10 protein-coding genes are annotated in these 14378 nt (G+C 37.8%); 1 reads left to right on the forward strand and 9 read right to left on the reverse strand.

Annotated elements, in window-relative coordinates; all coding sequences use genetic code 11:
- Positions 1–9 precede the first annotated feature (9 nt).
- The 3 genes from DZ858_RS08885 to DZ858_RS08895 form a co-directional block, all read right to left on the reverse strand.
- The gene (locus DZ858_RS08885; protein WP_117159573.1) at positions 10–498 is read right to left on the reverse strand and encodes an AAA family ATPase; all 489 of its coding nucleotides are present in this window, start codon (positions 496–498) and stop codon (positions 10–12) included.
- 124 nt (positions 499–622) lie between these two features.
- On the reverse strand, positions 623–1420 hold the full coding sequence (locus DZ858_RS08890; protein WP_117159199.1) for an anti-sigma factor: 798 nt from the start codon (positions 1418–1420) through the stop codon (positions 623–625).
- 1 nt (position 1421) lies between these two features.
- Positions 1422–1955 carry an RNA polymerase sigma factor gene (locus tag DZ858_RS08895; RefSeq protein WP_117159200.1) on the reverse strand — a complete coding sequence of 178 codons (534 nt, stop codon included), beginning with the start codon at positions 1953–1955 and terminating at the stop codon, positions 1422–1424.
- 283 nt (positions 1956–2238) lie between these two features.
- Between DZ858_RS08895 and DZ858_RS08900 the strand changes: the two genes are divergently transcribed.
- Positions 2239–5679, forward strand: coding sequence for a M36 family metallopeptidase (locus DZ858_RS08900; protein WP_117159201.1), 3441 nt, complete (start codon positions 2239–2241; stop codon positions 5677–5679).
- Between the two features lie 219 nt (positions 5680–5898).
- Here DZ858_RS08900 and DZ858_RS08905 read toward each other — a convergent pair whose 3' ends face one another.
- The 6 genes from DZ858_RS08905 to DZ858_RS08930 form a co-directional block, all read right to left on the reverse strand.
- A complete protein-coding gene (locus DZ858_RS08905) occupies positions 5899–6492 on the reverse strand; it encodes a superoxide dismutase family protein (protein WP_117159202.1) in 594 nt (197 codons plus the stop codon).
- A 114-nt stretch (positions 6493–6606) separates the two neighbouring features.
- A complete protein-coding gene (locus tag DZ858_RS08910; RefSeq protein ID WP_117159203.1) occupies positions 6607–7101 on the reverse strand; it encodes a YdeI/OmpD-associated family protein in 495 nt (164 codons plus the stop codon).
- A 2-nt stretch (positions 7102–7103) separates the two neighbouring features.
- Positions 7104–8315, reverse strand: coding sequence for a bifunctional alpha/beta hydrolase/OsmC family protein (locus tag DZ858_RS08915; RefSeq protein ID WP_117159204.1), 1212 nt, complete (start codon positions 8313–8315; stop codon positions 7104–7106).
- Positions 8312–9001 carry a DUF2490 domain-containing protein gene (locus DZ858_RS08920; RefSeq protein WP_117159205.1) on the reverse strand — a complete coding sequence of 230 codons (690 nt, stop codon included), beginning with the start codon at positions 8999–9001 and terminating at the stop codon, positions 8312–8314. The genes DZ858_RS08915 and DZ858_RS08920 overlap by 4 nt, the downstream gene beginning before the upstream one ends.
- 109 nt (positions 9002–9110) lie before the next feature.
- Positions 9111–11033 carry a S9 family peptidase gene (locus tag DZ858_RS08925; protein ID WP_117159206.1) on the reverse strand — a complete coding sequence of 641 codons (1923 nt, stop codon included), beginning with the start codon at positions 11031–11033 and terminating at the stop codon, positions 9111–9113.
- A 9-nt stretch (positions 11034–11042) separates the two neighbouring features.
- Positions 11043–14294: a WD40/YVTN/BNR-like repeat-containing protein gene (locus DZ858_RS08930; RefSeq protein WP_117159207.1), complete on the reverse strand. Its 3252-nt coding sequence runs from the start codon at positions 14292–14294 to the stop codon at positions 11043–11045.
- Positions 14295–14378: the final 84 nt, after the last annotated feature.

A 14378-nucleotide genomic window follows, 5' to 3' on the forward strand; every position in this document is an offset into this window, starting at 1 on the left:
GAATACTACTTACTCAATAATGGTTATTCCTCCAATCATTTCTAGATTGGTTGGTTTTTCAAACCAGCTTTCCATAAAATCAAAATTTTCTCTGCTTACTTCAAATTCGAAAGTTGATCCTTTTTCTTTATTTCTTTTCATCACTCTATTTAGTCGAGTGGTTTTTGGAATATCTAGAAAATGTGTTGTCAATTCATAGCCGTTCAAATCTGCAAATTTTCTGAATTTTTCACGGTGCTCAAATTTAGAAAATCCTAAATCCAGAATAGAATCGGTTTTTGAGTTTTCCAACTGCTCAACTAAAGTCAGAATCACTTCTTCAGCTCTATCAATTCTTTCGAGAAACCATTCCAACCCGTCATCGGGTTTTTTGTCAGCGAGAAATAAAGTGTTATTCCAAGTATCAATTGAAAAAATAATTCCGTTTGTCTTTCTTTTCAATTGAGTTGCGTAGGTTGTTTTTCCAGAACCTGTATTTCCAAGTATAAGGTGAATCATTTTTGCTTGGTTCAAATTAGGGTAACGAATATAAATATTTAACAATTACTCTCATCTGGAAAACATAAAAACCTTATCCAAAGCGGATAAGGTTTTTAATGGTTTTAATAAATAGTTTTCTTGTTTAAAGTGTTACCTCACCTAATGTATACAATTGATCCATTGTAGGGGTTTCACTTCCGCCTTCAGGCTCTAAGGTAATACCAAAGGCTTCGGTTGCGGCTACTTGTCCCATATCAATCCTGAAAAGTAAAGTTTCAGACTCAGAATAGGTATCAAGCAAGCCAACACTTGTTGGGGTCAAGGGTTGCATGGTTAAAGACCATACTTGATATACTTTACCACGTGGCGGTTCTGGTAAGCCTGAGGCATCTATATATGCAATTTTATCTTTTTTGTTTACATATACCTTGGCGTAGGCCTGTGGTGCCACTGCTTGATTACCCGGTAAGGTGTAGCTATTATATTCTTTAGATCTTACAATGTCTAATACATCGTTGGCCTCTGCTAATTGGCTTTCAGCCTTTTCAGCGTTTTCTTCTAAAACTATATTTTGAGTGGTAGTGTACTGAACTCGGTCTTGAAGATCATTTTTCTCTTTAAGCATCCAAAAAATACCTGCAAGTGCCAATATGGTAGCAGCCCAACCAGTAATTGCTCCCCAATTGGTTGAAGGTTTTCTATCTGAAAGTGATCTAACTTTTCTAATATTATCAAGTATTTGTGACCAAATAAGGGCAGAGAGCGGTGGTGAAACAGCTTCAGCCAATGTAATCACGCTATCCTCTATTAATTCTACTTGCTCTTTTACTTCAGGGTGTGTTTCAATGGCATCCTCCACTTCACTGGATTCTTCAACAGAAAGTGATCCAGCGACATACAGTTCTAAATTACCTGATTCTATAAGTTCTTGTGCGTTCATATTATCCTAATACAATTGTTTTTAAATCCTGCATACATTTTCTGTTGCGGGTTTTTAAAGTTCCTAACGGAATATCTATTTCTTTCGCTGCGTCCTTTTGAGTGTATCCTTTAAAGATTAAAAAATCTATTATTTTGATACAAGCAGGTTTCAATGCGTCCAAGTATTTCTTGATCCCTATAGCATTTGTTTTTTTGTTTAGGTTATCAGACGTAGCTAATATATCTACGAAATTAGTGGTGCTTAGGTTTTTCTTTGAGTTTTTATATGCCTTAGAACGAGTTTTATCTATTGCTGTATTCCTTGCAATATTGAGTATCCACGTAAAAAACCGACCTTTTTTAATGTTGTACGATTTTGAGTTGTCCCAAATCTTGATAAATACATCTTGCATAACTTCTTCTGCATCTCCTTCATCAAGTACAATACTATAAATGATACCGAATAAAGCTTCGGAGTACATAGTATAAAGTTTAGAAAAGGCTTTTTCATTTCCATCTTGCATGGAAATAATTAGTTCGTCTGGTTGTTTCATTGTTTAGTTTTGTGTCTATGCTAAAATAAAGAAATATTTTTGATATTTTAATTATTTAAGTGGATTTTGGACTTGTGTCAACAATATAATGTATTTAAATGAAGCAATAACTTTATTGAATTATTTATTCAATATTTTTTTTAAAAGAATGAAAAAACTTCATGTAAAACCATTAAGCGTTGAAAAAGTGTTAAATTTTAAGAGGTTAAAGTAAATTATTTGAATAAAAACTAAATATTGTTAGTTTTACGGAAATTAACTATTACTTAAACTAAACGAGTCTATGAAAAATTTTACACGGAGTTTAATTTTGGTATTCTGTTGTGGGTTTTTAACCCAAATGAATGCTCAAGATTTTACTCAAAACCTACAAGCTGAATTTCAGCAAAAGCTAGAAAATAGGGAGCTTTCAAAAGAGGATATTCAATGGAAAGTAACGAGTCAACATACTAGTAGAACTAGTGGAGTTGAGCATATTTACTTTATTCAAACTAGTAATGCCATTCAGGTAAATGGCACACAATCTAGTATACATATTTTACCAAGTGGAAAAACGTTATCTTCTAATATTAGTTTCTTCAATAAAGTTTCAGAAAAAACAAATGGAATAAAGTCTCCAGCAATTTCTGCAACCAATGCTGTTCAATCTGCTGCCAGTAAACTAGGCTATAGCTTAGATGGTTCGTTAAGAGAGGTTGAGAAAAAAAATAATGCAAGCCAAAAAACAATTTTAAGCGATGGGGGTATTTCTCTTAGTAATATTCCTGCCAAGCTTACTTATCAACTAACTGAAAACAATGAATTAGTTTTAGCCTGGGATATTTCCATTGAAGAAAAAACTCGGCAAGATTGGTGGAGTATTCGGGTAGATGCTACAAGTGGAGCCATTATTGATAAAAATAACTGGATGCTTAATTGTACTGCGGACCACGAACACAATCACGATAAAGAGGTGTTAGACTATAATAAAAACCTATATGATATCCCAAACTATGAAGAGTTAATGGGAGAAGCAGAAGTTGGATGTACTGAATGTTATGAGGTTTTTGAAATTCCTTTAGAAAGTCCTTATTACGGAAACAGATCGATAACCAGTAATACTGCAGATGCCACAGCATCGCCTTTTGGATGGCATGACACCGATGGTACAGCTGGAGCAGAGTTTACAACAACAAGAGGGAATAATGTCGATGCTTACGAAGCAGGAGATAACTCTGGATATAGACCTGACGGAGGAGCCTCTTTAGAGTTTACAGGGTACGATTTTGATCAAGTTTGGTCTTTTTCAAATCAATATGAGGATGCCGCTATCACTCATCTTTTTTATATTAATAATATTTTGCACGATGTTATGTATCAATATGGTTTTGATGAAGCGAGTGGAAATTTTCAAGAAAATAATTATGGGAATAGTGGTTCAGGAAGTGATTCAGTTAATGCAAATGCCCAGATAGAACAATGGTGTAACGCTACTTTTGGAACACCTCCAGATGGAAGTAACCCATCCATGAATATGTATATATGTAATGACAAGGATGGTTGCTTTGACACCCTAGTGGTAGCACACGAGTTTTCACACGGTACATCAAATAGATTGACTGGAGGTGGTAATAATACCGAATGTTTGAATAACGCTGAGCAGATGGGTGAAGGTTGGAGTGATTTTTATGGAACAATGTTAAGTATGACAGCTACTGATACAGGAGCAGATCCTAGAGCTGTTGGAACCTATTTATTTGGGGAAGGTCAAAATGGAGACGGAATACGAACGTATCCATATAGTACCGATATGGCTGTAAATCCAGATACATATAATGCAATTCAAGGAAGTTCAAGCGTACATAGAATCGGTTCTGTTTGGGCAGAAATGATATGGGAAATGGCGTGGACTTTAATTGATGAGCACGGTTTTGATGATGATTTCTATAATTTTACAGGAGATATTAATCAAGATGCCGGTAACATTATGGCAATAGCCCTTGTTACGGAAGGAATGAAACTACAGCCTTGTAGCCCGGGATTTGTAGATGGTAGAGATGCAATTATAGCAGCTGACCAAGCAATATATGGAGGTGCTAACGAATGTTTAATTTGGGAAGCCTTTGCAAAAAGAGGTTTAGGTTTTAGTGCAAGCCAAGGATCTTCAAGTAGTGTAAATGATGGAACAGAAGCTTTTGACCTGCCACCATCGGAAGCAAGTTTTGAAGCTCCTGCCGATGTTTGTGCAAGTTCAGAAGAATTAACCGATTTAGGAGGTGGAAGTCCTGCTGGTGGTACTTATAGTGGTCCTGGTGTTACTGATGGTGGTAATGGTGTTTCTTATTCTTTTGATCCTGCAGCAGCAGGTGTGGGAGTGCATACTATTTCATATGAAGTACCAGAAGGCCAATGTACAACAGCTTCTACCGATACCGATACCATTGAAGTATTGGCAATACCAGATGGGCCTACAACCCAAGGCGTATCAGATTTCTGCGTAGATGATGAAGTTACTGTTACAGCTACACCAAGCGATCCTAATAACGTAATAGGTTGGTATGATGCTGAGTTTGGCGGAAACTTATTGTCTGAAGGAGAATCTTATACGTTTACACCTATAGGTTCCACAACGGTATATGCTCAAGAAAACCCGGATGGGCCACTTTCAAAACTGGTAATTTCTGAAATTACATTGGAAACTCCAGATAGATTCGAAATTCAAAATGTAGGAGCAGCACAGGACTATTCAGGATATACCGTCGCGGTGAGCGAAGATCCTTATAATGATATAAATGCCATGAATTCCGATACTCAAACTTTAGGTCAAATGAGCGGAAACTCAGTAGTTCAGTATAGTGATGATGGAGGGGCTAATGATTGGGGTAGTAACCTTTTCTGGGATAACGATGGTACCGGATGGATCATTATTATAGATGCAGACGGAAATGTAGTTGATTCAGTTTTCTGGAACTTTACAGCTTCGCAAATTTCTGGTCTTAATGTGAATATTAATGGATTCAACATTACAACTGCCGATTTAGATTGGGTTGGAACCGGTGCTTCATTAGTAACCGAATGTAGTGGATCTTTCAGAAGAAACGGTGATACAGATGCTGCTGCTGATTGGAATGCAAGCTGTGGATCTTCAGATTATGGGGTGCCTAATGATGATATTGGCGTTACCGCTTTTGAAGGTTGTCTTGCTGAACGTACCGCAACTGAGGTTAATGCTGATGATGTAGCACCTGAAATTACATGTCCAGATGATGTAATGGAGATGGTAAATGAAGGAGAGTTATTTACATTACCAGATTATAGTGGAGATACTACGGCAACAGATAATTGCGACACACCCGCTTTAACACAGGACCCAGCCCCGGGAACTGAAATAGGAGAAGGAGTAACGGTAGTGACCATGACCGCCTCAGACGGCGAAAATGAAACTACATGTACGTTTAATGTAACCGTTGGAGTTATTTTGGGTGTAGGTGATGCAGAATTTTACAATAATGTTGCATTGTATCCCAACCCTACAAATGGACAGGTAACTCTTTCTAACCATAGTAATAAGGAGCTAACAGCTGCTGTTATTACAGATGTTAATGGTAGGATAATAAAAACTATTGACCTTGAAAATTCAAGTGTTGAAACGGTTATTTCAATGGAGCAATTTGCATCAGGTATGTACTTTATAAAAATTGAAGCTACCGATGCCAGTATTATAAAACGAATTGTGAAACAATAAGTATATTACAAAGCTGTAATTAAGCAAGCCCCGTATGGAATTTACCATACGGGGCTTTTTTTGGCATTATATTTGGATTGTTTAGTGTAGCTGGTATTTATGAAACATAAAGTAAACGCATAATATGTGATGTGTCCCTAAAAAGAAACATATTACAGCATAAAAAAAGTCCCTTCAAAACTATTGAAAGGACTTTTTTATAGGTGTAAAGTGTATTTATTACTCAATAATTCCACCACAGCTCACACGAGCTCCAGCTGCACCTGAAGGTTGAGACGTAAAATCGTCGGCACCTTGGTGTACAATAATTCCTTTTCCTAAAATATTTTTCTTAGAATCATCACAGCCTATGCACCACTCATCGGTTTGCATTGCAATAGAACCGTCGCCGTTTTCATTGGCTTCAAAGTTACCAATATCACCTTTATGATATCCTTCTGCATCACCCCATTTTCCGTGTTGTTCAAAAGTAGGGTTCCAATGTCCTCCAGCAGATTTACCATCGGGAGCGGAGCAATCACCTTTCTCATGAATATGAATTGCGTGCATACCTGGTTCTAAACCAGTTAATTTTGCTTCCATCTTTACAACGCCGTCTTTTTCGGTAAATGAGACGGTACCAGTAGCACTGCTTTCACTTTTAGACTCTAATTGAATGGTGACGGTCTTTTCCTTCATCATCTCTTTCTTTTCTTTCATCATCTCGTCCTTTTCCATCTTATCCATTTCTTTCTCATCCTTTTTCTTGCCGTCGTTACAGCTTGTAAAAGCCATAAAGGCAAGGGCTGAAAATAATATACTTACTTTTTTCATGGGTTATAATTTTTATGTTTTTGGTTTCAGTTAGAATAAAGGTACGGGGAAAGACAACCATAACCAACATTTTAAAAAAATCTTAGCATTTGGGTTTCTGCATTAAAAGAAGTCTTAATAATGTTTTTTAACCAACTCTCGTTGATCTATAATGCCCATTTTTATGTTTTCTGAAATAAGCAATGCCTTGTTAATTCGGGTTTGTGGCATTTTAAAACGTTTTACATAATAAATTAGGGAGCGTTTTTTTCCATCGGAAAAATTTTCGAAGGTCTCTGAAGCTTCTGGATCGCTTTCAAATACCGCCTCCATTTCTTTCGGCATAACGACACCATATTTAGTAGTGTCTTCATACAATTGCATTTGAAAATAATCGGAAGGGAAAATGCCTAATTCTTTCTGATATCTTTTTCCAAAAGTTATTACATAGCGACCCAATCGTTTCCGTAAGGCAGCATGAAATTCAATTTCATTACTTTCAAAAAAAGCCTTGACCTTTACGCGAGTGTTTTTTTCTTTTAGAAAGGGCGAAACTATTTCTTCAGGAAGATAAATAGCGTGAGTGTCTTCCACTGTTACTTCAAACCGCTTAGAACTTTTTAAACTCATCGTTATTTTAAAGTGGTAATTATTTGTGTTTCGCTGTGCAGGGTTTTATGTACTGGACATTTATCGGCTATTTGCAGCAGGCGTTTTGTTTGTTTTTCATCCAACTCACCTTCAAACTTGATTTCACGGGTAAACGTATCAATTTTGGCGCTATCTTTTTCACAGTCCTCACAATCCACAGCGTGTTGTTTATCATAATTGGTATGCACTTCTACATTTTGCACATCCCACTTTTTACGTTTGGCGTACATTTGTATGGTCATAGCCGTACAAGCAGAAAGCCCAGCTGAAACCAACTCGTAAGGGGAAGGGCCAAAGTTATTACCGCCAAAACTTTCCGGTTCATCGGCAAAACTATAATGATCTCCAATTTTCATTCGGGTGGTAAATCCTTCATCATTATCTAAACTAGCCACTACATCGTGTTTTGACTTAATTTTTTCTTCTGAAGGAACTTGTACATACCGCGAAACCCATCCGGCGATTACACTTCCCACATATTCAGAATCTTCTTTTTTAGTTAATAAATGATCGGCACCATCTAATGAAATGAAACTTTTTGGGTGATGTGCAGCCTTATAAATTTCTTCGGCATTATTAATACCAACCAATTCATCTTGAGGCGAGTGCAGTACCAACAATGCTTTACGCATTTTTTTAGCAGTTTCTGGTAACGACTTGGTTTCAAGATCGTCTAAAAACTGCTTTTTAATGGTAAAGGTACGTCCGCTTAACTCAACCTCGGCTACGCCTTCTTTTTCAATCGTTTCCACATTGCTTTTCAACAGGTGTTTTACATGAACGGGATTGCTAGGTGCCGCAATAGTAGCTACTGCTTGTACGGAATCCAGCTCCGCTGCTGCAAAAATAACGGCCGCACCGCCTAAAGAATGCCCTACAAGTAGGGAAGGAGCTTGATAGTTTTCTGAAAGATAGTCAGTTGCAGCAACTAAATCTTGCACATTACCTGAAAAGTTGGTGTCCTCAAAATCACCTTCGCTTTCCCCTAAACCAGTAAAATCGAATCGGAGTACACCAAAACCTTTGGCAGTAAGTGACCGACTAATATTCCGAACGGCAGATAAATTTTTAGTACACGTAAAACAATGGGCAAAAAGCGCAAAATTATGCGGGTGCTGATTTGCGGGAAGTTCTAAGCGGCCTACTAATTCTTGGCCTTCTTTATTCTGAAAAGTTACTTTTTCTACATTCATGGTGTACTAGTTTGTTTAGTAAAGTCGGGTGTAAACGTGATTCCTATCAAAATTCTATCAAAATCTGGTCCGTCCAGATGTATTTTTTGGTAACCCACTCTTGATTTAATAAGATCACTAAACTTGTATCCTACACCAAACCCTAACCAGTTCTGGGCAAAAGTAGGTTCGTCGCCTACGTTTAACCAAATTTCATTATATACATCTGCATTCCATCTATCGAGAAAGGGATAGCTTAATTTAACCATATATCTAAACCAATGTCTAGTTTCCGTATCCTGATCCCGAACAATAAATCTATTTTCAAATCTTGCCCGATGATCAACGTTAACGTTACCTATATTGTGATCTAGATAAACATCTTCAACAATTCTATGCTCATCAAAGGAAGGTGGAGTTTCAGATAAATATGAGAAATCATTTCTGAAATAAGCATATCCAACCCCTACAGAAAGACCTTCCATAATACGGTATTTTGCACCTGTTCTTATTTTAAATTGTTGCAACTCACTTGCAAACTCATAAAATCTAAATTGAGTCTGTGCTTGAATACTTAATTTTTCTGAAACTTTACTATTGGTAGCTAAAATATACCAAATTCCTAACTCGTCTTCTGGAGCGTTTTGAGCTATTGCAGAAGTAATTGATAAAAAAATAATTGAAATTGAAATAAATCTTTTAAGCATTGCTAATCTTTTTTTGTTGAATTTTATTAAAATAATACTGGTGGCAAAACCCTTTTTAGAATTGCACCACCAGTATACTATTTATTGTTTAGAAATTGAAGGCTTTTAACTACATTCCCGTATCCATTCCTTGTTGGCCTTCGCCTTTAAGGTATTTATCTAGGAAGTCTTTAATTTTTCCATAAGCCTCAATTTGGTTTTCTTTTTTCACAAAACCGTGGCCCTCATCTTCAAAAAGTACGTACTCTACAGGTACACCATTCTTTTTAACGCCGGCAACAATCTCGTCACTCTCCACTTGTAATACACGAGGGTCTTGCGCTCCTTGTAATACCATAAGGGGTTTTGTCACTTTATCAGTATGAAATAAAGGTGAAATCTCTCTTAACCTTACAGAGTCGGCTGTATTTGGGTCGCCCATTTCAGTATAAAGTGCTTCTTTAAACGATTCCCACCATGGTGGTATACTTTTTAGCGTTCGTAACCAGTTAGTTACACCAAAAATATTCACGCCTACGTCAAATTCTTCTGGGGCGTAAGTCAAAGCAGCCATCGTCATATATCCTCCATATGAACCACCTATGATTCCAATTTTATTTCCATCAATCACGTCTTGTTCGGCTAGCCAATCTTTACCAGCGATGCAATCTTTTAAATCTTTATCCCCATGGTTTTGATCGTCCATTTTGTAGAAAGACTTACCATAACCACTACTTCCGCGGTTGTTAACCGCTAAAACAGCATAGCCGTGATTTACCAAATATTGAATGGTGGAATTAAAACCTTGTCGTGATTGTCCGCCTGGTCCACCGTGTACCCAAACTAATGCCGGCACTTTATTTTCTGCGGTAGCTTGCTTGGGTTGATAATAGATTGCAGGGATTTCCAATCCATCAAACGATTTAAAACGAATCACTTCAGCAGAGACTAAATCATCTCCGTCTATTTCATCGTTTAGCACATCGGTAAGTTGGTTTAATTCTTTAGTTTCTAAATTATAGGAATATGAATTTGTTGGCGTATGTGATCCTCCAGCTCTAAGTAAGGCTATAGTTTCGTCTCTGGAAAAACTAGCACTGTTGATACTCTGTCCCTCGATTTCTGGAAAGTCTATTACATCTCCACTAGCTACTTCTTTCACTTCCATTTTGGTTTCAGCATCCTCGTTGGTAAATAGAAGTTGATAGGTGCCGTTATGGGTAAAATAAAAACCAGTAATGTCCCAATCACGTTCAGCAACTTTTTCCGAAGTGCCTTCAGCTATGTTATATTTCATAAGTGTGCTATACTCACCATCGGCATCGGTGGTGTAATAAAGAGACGTCCCGTCTGGGGAAAAATCTTGAGGTGAATTACCGCTTAACGAATCATTGATTTTTGTTCTTTTGCCTGTTTCGGTATTCAGAATATACAAATCACTATCATTGGTATTGATTGATTTGCCTAGGGCGATGTGTTTTCGGTCTTCGCTCATCCCGCCAAAATCCATGCCGTCTTCATTTTTATAGATTATTTTAGGTGTAAAGGTTTCTATATCCATTTCATAATGATCCATGTATTTTGAATCGCGTTCATTACTTCCGTAGAAAAAGCTTTTTCCATCTTTTGCCCAACCACGGAACAATGCACGAACTTTTTCGGTAGGTGTCAAGGCTTTGGTGCCGGTGCTATCTTTCACATATAATTTAAAAATTTCATCCCCATTTCCGTCCATACGGAATAAAATACGATCGTCTTCAGGGAAATATGAAATCCCATATACCGAAGCACTATCAGACTTTGTTAGTTGTGTCATCTCACCGCCATTGGCTGGTACCGTGTACATATTGTAAATGCCCGAACGGTTGCTGGTCATTAATACCTTGGACTTGTCTGGCGAATACCCATTGGCATAGGCATTTTCATTGTCCATAAACTGTTCAATGGAATACTGCTTGATTTCTTCCATTTGTGCGGTTTCTTCTTTTTTCTCCTCCTTACAGGAATAGAACAGAAGCAAACCGAGACTGATTACTAAGAGTTTTTTCATCATATTGGTTGTTTAATTGGTTTCGAAGGTTTTTGTTTCTTTAAATGGGGACAAGTCTATATTTTCCATATTAGACTTATATTCTGGCCATTCGGTTACAAAGAAATTGTTGGTGGCTTTTAGCGCTTCGGCTAATGCATTTTTGGCGTGCTGCATTAACCGTTGTTCTGTAGCAGTCATTCCGTTAGGTCGACTGCCGCTATACCATCTTGCTTGCCCGATGCGTTGCATTACATTAGGCTCTGTACTGCGCACAATACCTTGCCTATCGTCTTCTTTGCCTAGATAGATAGCAATGACTGAGTCTATTTTCTTCACAATCTCTTTACTGGCTTTAATTTCGTCTTTGTATTTTTTATCTTCTGAGGCGTTTTCTTTTAATTTTTTTCTAAAATCTTCCGAAGCATTTTTACTCTCCACCAACTGTTTTACAGCATCGGCAGCGGTTTGGGTCATTTTTTCCAATTCTTTTGAAGCAGCATAGCTTTCATTTATTGCTTTTTCTGAAATAGTAAGCCTAGGATCACTTTTTACGGTTATTGAACTGGTTGAGGTTTCATCGTTATAAGAAAGCTCTGCTCTATAAGTTCCAGGCTTTACCGAAGTACCACTGGGTTCGTTTTTTCTATCTCTAATAGAACGAGAAGGGCGGTCAACTCCAGCTTCATTCATTCGCCATCGCCACGTGTAAATACCTGTACTGTCTGGTTTTTTCTGTTTTAAGGTTCTAATTAAACGAGAACCATCGTAAATTCTTAAATACAAGCTGTCTTTGTGTTTTCCATCCATTTTTTCTTCGGAAGCTATTTCGTCTGTTTCCTCTTCCTCTTCTTCTTCTTCTTCTTCTTCGGAATCTTCTTTATTTTCATCTTTCTCGGTAGTTTCAGTATCATCTTTTTTAAAGTAATACTTGAATAAGGCTCCGCTACTTCTATTTTCTCCATTGAACAGTGCATCTGCTCCAAAACGGCTACCGGTGGGTTGTTGATACGAAGCTTGGTAAGCAGTTGGGGCTTCAAATAGCTTACTATTTTGATCTAAGACTGATTTGTTACGAGCAATCTCGCGTAACGGACGAATATCATCTAATACCCAAGCCGCTCTTCCAAAGGTTCCTATAACTAAATCGTGTTCCCTCGGTTGAATAACTAAATCCTTCACTGAAACTGTAGGAAAACCGTGCGTCCATTTTTGCCAGTTTTTTCCAGCGTCTATTGAAACATACAAACCATCATCAGTTCCTAAAAACAATAAGTTCTTTTCTTTGGGATCTTCTACAATGCTTAACGTATAACTTATAACATCGTCTTTGTCAACGATTCGGTTCCAAGTTTTTCCGTAGTTAGTTGTTCTATAAGCATACGGTGTATAATTAAAACGTCTATAATCGTTAGCTACTAATAATGCCTCGCCTTTATTTTTATTGGAAGCTTTTATTTGTACAATCCAACTTCCTTTAGGTAAGTCGGGAATGTTGTTTGATACATCTGTCCAATTTTGACCTCCATTTTGAGTATAATGAACACGCCCGTCATCAGTTCCTACCCAAAGCATGTTTTGCTCAACAGGGGAAGGTTCAATCACTAAGATGGTAGTATGGTTTTCGGCCCCAGTAGCATCAAGTGTAAGTCCGCCACTTTCCCCTTGTTTTTGTTTTTCAGGGTCGTTGGTTGTTAGGTCTGGTGAAAGTACTTCCCAAGTAAGCCCTTTATCGGTGCTTTTGTGCACAAACTGACTTCCGAAGTACAGCGTTTTTGAATCAAAAGGATCGATATTGATTGCGGAATTCCAATTAAAGCGCAAATGCATATCAGGATCTGGATGCGTAGGTTTTACGGTATAGTTGTTTCCGGTGATATGATCATACCGACTTACATATCCTTGCTGGCTCATTGTCCAGCCATATTGACTATCGTCTGGGTCTGGGACCACATCAAATCCATCCCCAAAACTAATTTCCTGCCAGTAGCTGTTTCTAATTCCTTGAGATTTCCAAACATACGCAGGACCTCTCCAACTACCGTTATCTTGCATACCACCATACACATTATATGGAAATTCATTGTCAACAGCGATATGATAAAATTGGGCAACAGGAAGATTTCCTATAAATCGCCAACTTTCGCCGCCATCGTGAGTAATATTGAGTCCGCCGTCATTACCATCCAACATAAAACTTCCGTCTTCAGGGTGAATCCACCACGCATGATGATCTGGATGTACCCCATTATCAGCTCCATAGGCTGGCATTAATTCTTCAAAACTTTTTCCTCCGTCTTCTGAAACATTCACATAGGTAAAGACTGAAAAAACACGGTTTTCATTTTCAGGGTCCACATATATTTCAGCGTAATAAAATGGACGGTTTCCTATTTCGCTCATATCGTTATTAATCATTTTCCAGGTAAACCCTCCGTCCTCACTTTTGTAGAGCGCATTTTTTTTAGATTCTACTAGGGCATAGACTATATCAGGTTTATTAGGTGCAATGGCAATACCAATTCGTCCCAAATCACCTTTTGGTAAGCCGTCTTTATCAGTACGTTCTTCCCAAGTTTCACCTCCATCGTAGGTTACATATAAACCACTGCCTTCACCGCCAGATGTAAAAAACCACGGTTCACGTTTATGCTCCCACATAGCAACCATCAATTTATTAGGATTGGTAGGATCCATTACCATATCGGCAACGCCTGTTTTGTTGTTAACAAAAAGGATTTTATTCCAAGTTTTTCCACCATCGGTAGTTTTAAAAACACCGCGTTCAGGATGTTCACCCCAAGGCGAACCTATTGCTCCTACATAAATTGTATTTGGGTCGGTAGGGTCAATAACAATACGGTGAATATGTCTGGTTTTTTCCAACCCCATGGACTGCCAAGTTTTTCCACCATTGAGCGATTTATATACTCCATAACCGCCATTTAAACTGTTTCTAGGGTTTCCTTCACCGGTTCCTACCCAAATTACAGAGGGATTTGATTGCTGAATAGCCACCGCCCCAATAGAAGCTGTAGGTTGATTATCAAAAATGGGTTGCCATTTTATCCCTCCACTGTTACTTTTCCATAAGCCACCAGAAGCTGTTCCCACATACATCACATCGGGATTGTCGGTCACCACATCAATGGCAGTAACCCGACCAGACATACCACCTGGACCAATGTTCCGAGGTTTCATATCTTTTAGGATATCCATTGAAATTTGTTGTGAGAAAGATGAGATTGAAAGAAGTAAAAAGGTAAAAAGGAATAGTTTTTTCATTGATTGATTTTTTCAGAAATAAAAATTAGCTTATAAAGTTAAGAAAATGTGAAAGAGCAAGTCTTAAAAGGCTGTTAATACACC

It is taken from the genome of Marixanthomonas ophiurae (genome assembly GCF_003413745.1).
GTDB lineage: Bacteria > Bacteroidota > Bacteroidia > Flavobacteriales > Flavobacteriaceae > Marixanthomonas > Marixanthomonas ophiurae.

What these genes read in the sequence shown, in the direction of transcription:
- DZ858_RS08920 (WP_117159205.1), bottom strand. Translation starts at nt 9,001, where the DNA reads ATGCTTAAAAGATTTATTTCAATTTCAATTATTTTTTTATCAATTACT.
- DZ858_RS08930 (WP_117159207.1), bottom strand. Translation starts at nt 14,294, where the DNA reads ATGAAAAAACTATTCCTTTTTACCTTTTTACTTCTTTCAATCTCATCT.
- DZ858_RS08890 (WP_117159199.1), bottom strand. Translation starts at nt 1,420, where the DNA reads ATGAACGCACAAGAACTTATAGAATCAGGTAATTTAGAACTGTATGTC.
- DZ858_RS08905 (WP_117159202.1), bottom strand. Translation starts at nt 6,492, where the DNA reads ATGAAAAAAGTAAGTATATTATTTTCAGCCCTTGCCTTTATGGCTTTT.
- DZ858_RS08910 (WP_117159203.1), bottom strand. Translation starts at nt 7,101, where the DNA reads ATGAGTTTAAAAAGTTCTAAGCGGTTTGAAGTAACAGTGGAAGACACT.
- DZ858_RS08900 (WP_117159201.1), top strand. Translation starts at nt 2,239, where the DNA reads ATGAAAAATTTTACACGGAGTTTAATTTTGGTATTCTGTTGTGGGTTT.
- DZ858_RS08915 (WP_117159204.1), bottom strand. Translation starts at nt 8,315, where the DNA reads ATGAATGTAGAAAAAGTAACTTTTCAGAATAAAGAAGGCCAAGAATTA.
- DZ858_RS08895 (WP_117159200.1), bottom strand. Translation starts at nt 1,955, where the DNA reads ATGAAACAACCAGACGAACTAATTATTTCCATGCAAGATGGAAATGAA.
- DZ858_RS08925 (WP_117159206.1), bottom strand. Translation starts at nt 11,033, where the DNA reads ATGATGAAAAAACTCTTAGTAATCAGTCTCGGTTTGCTTCTGTTCTAT.
- DZ858_RS08885 (WP_117159573.1), bottom strand. Translation starts at nt 498, where the DNA reads ATGATTCACCTTATACTTGGAAATACAGGTTCTGGAAAAACAACCTAC.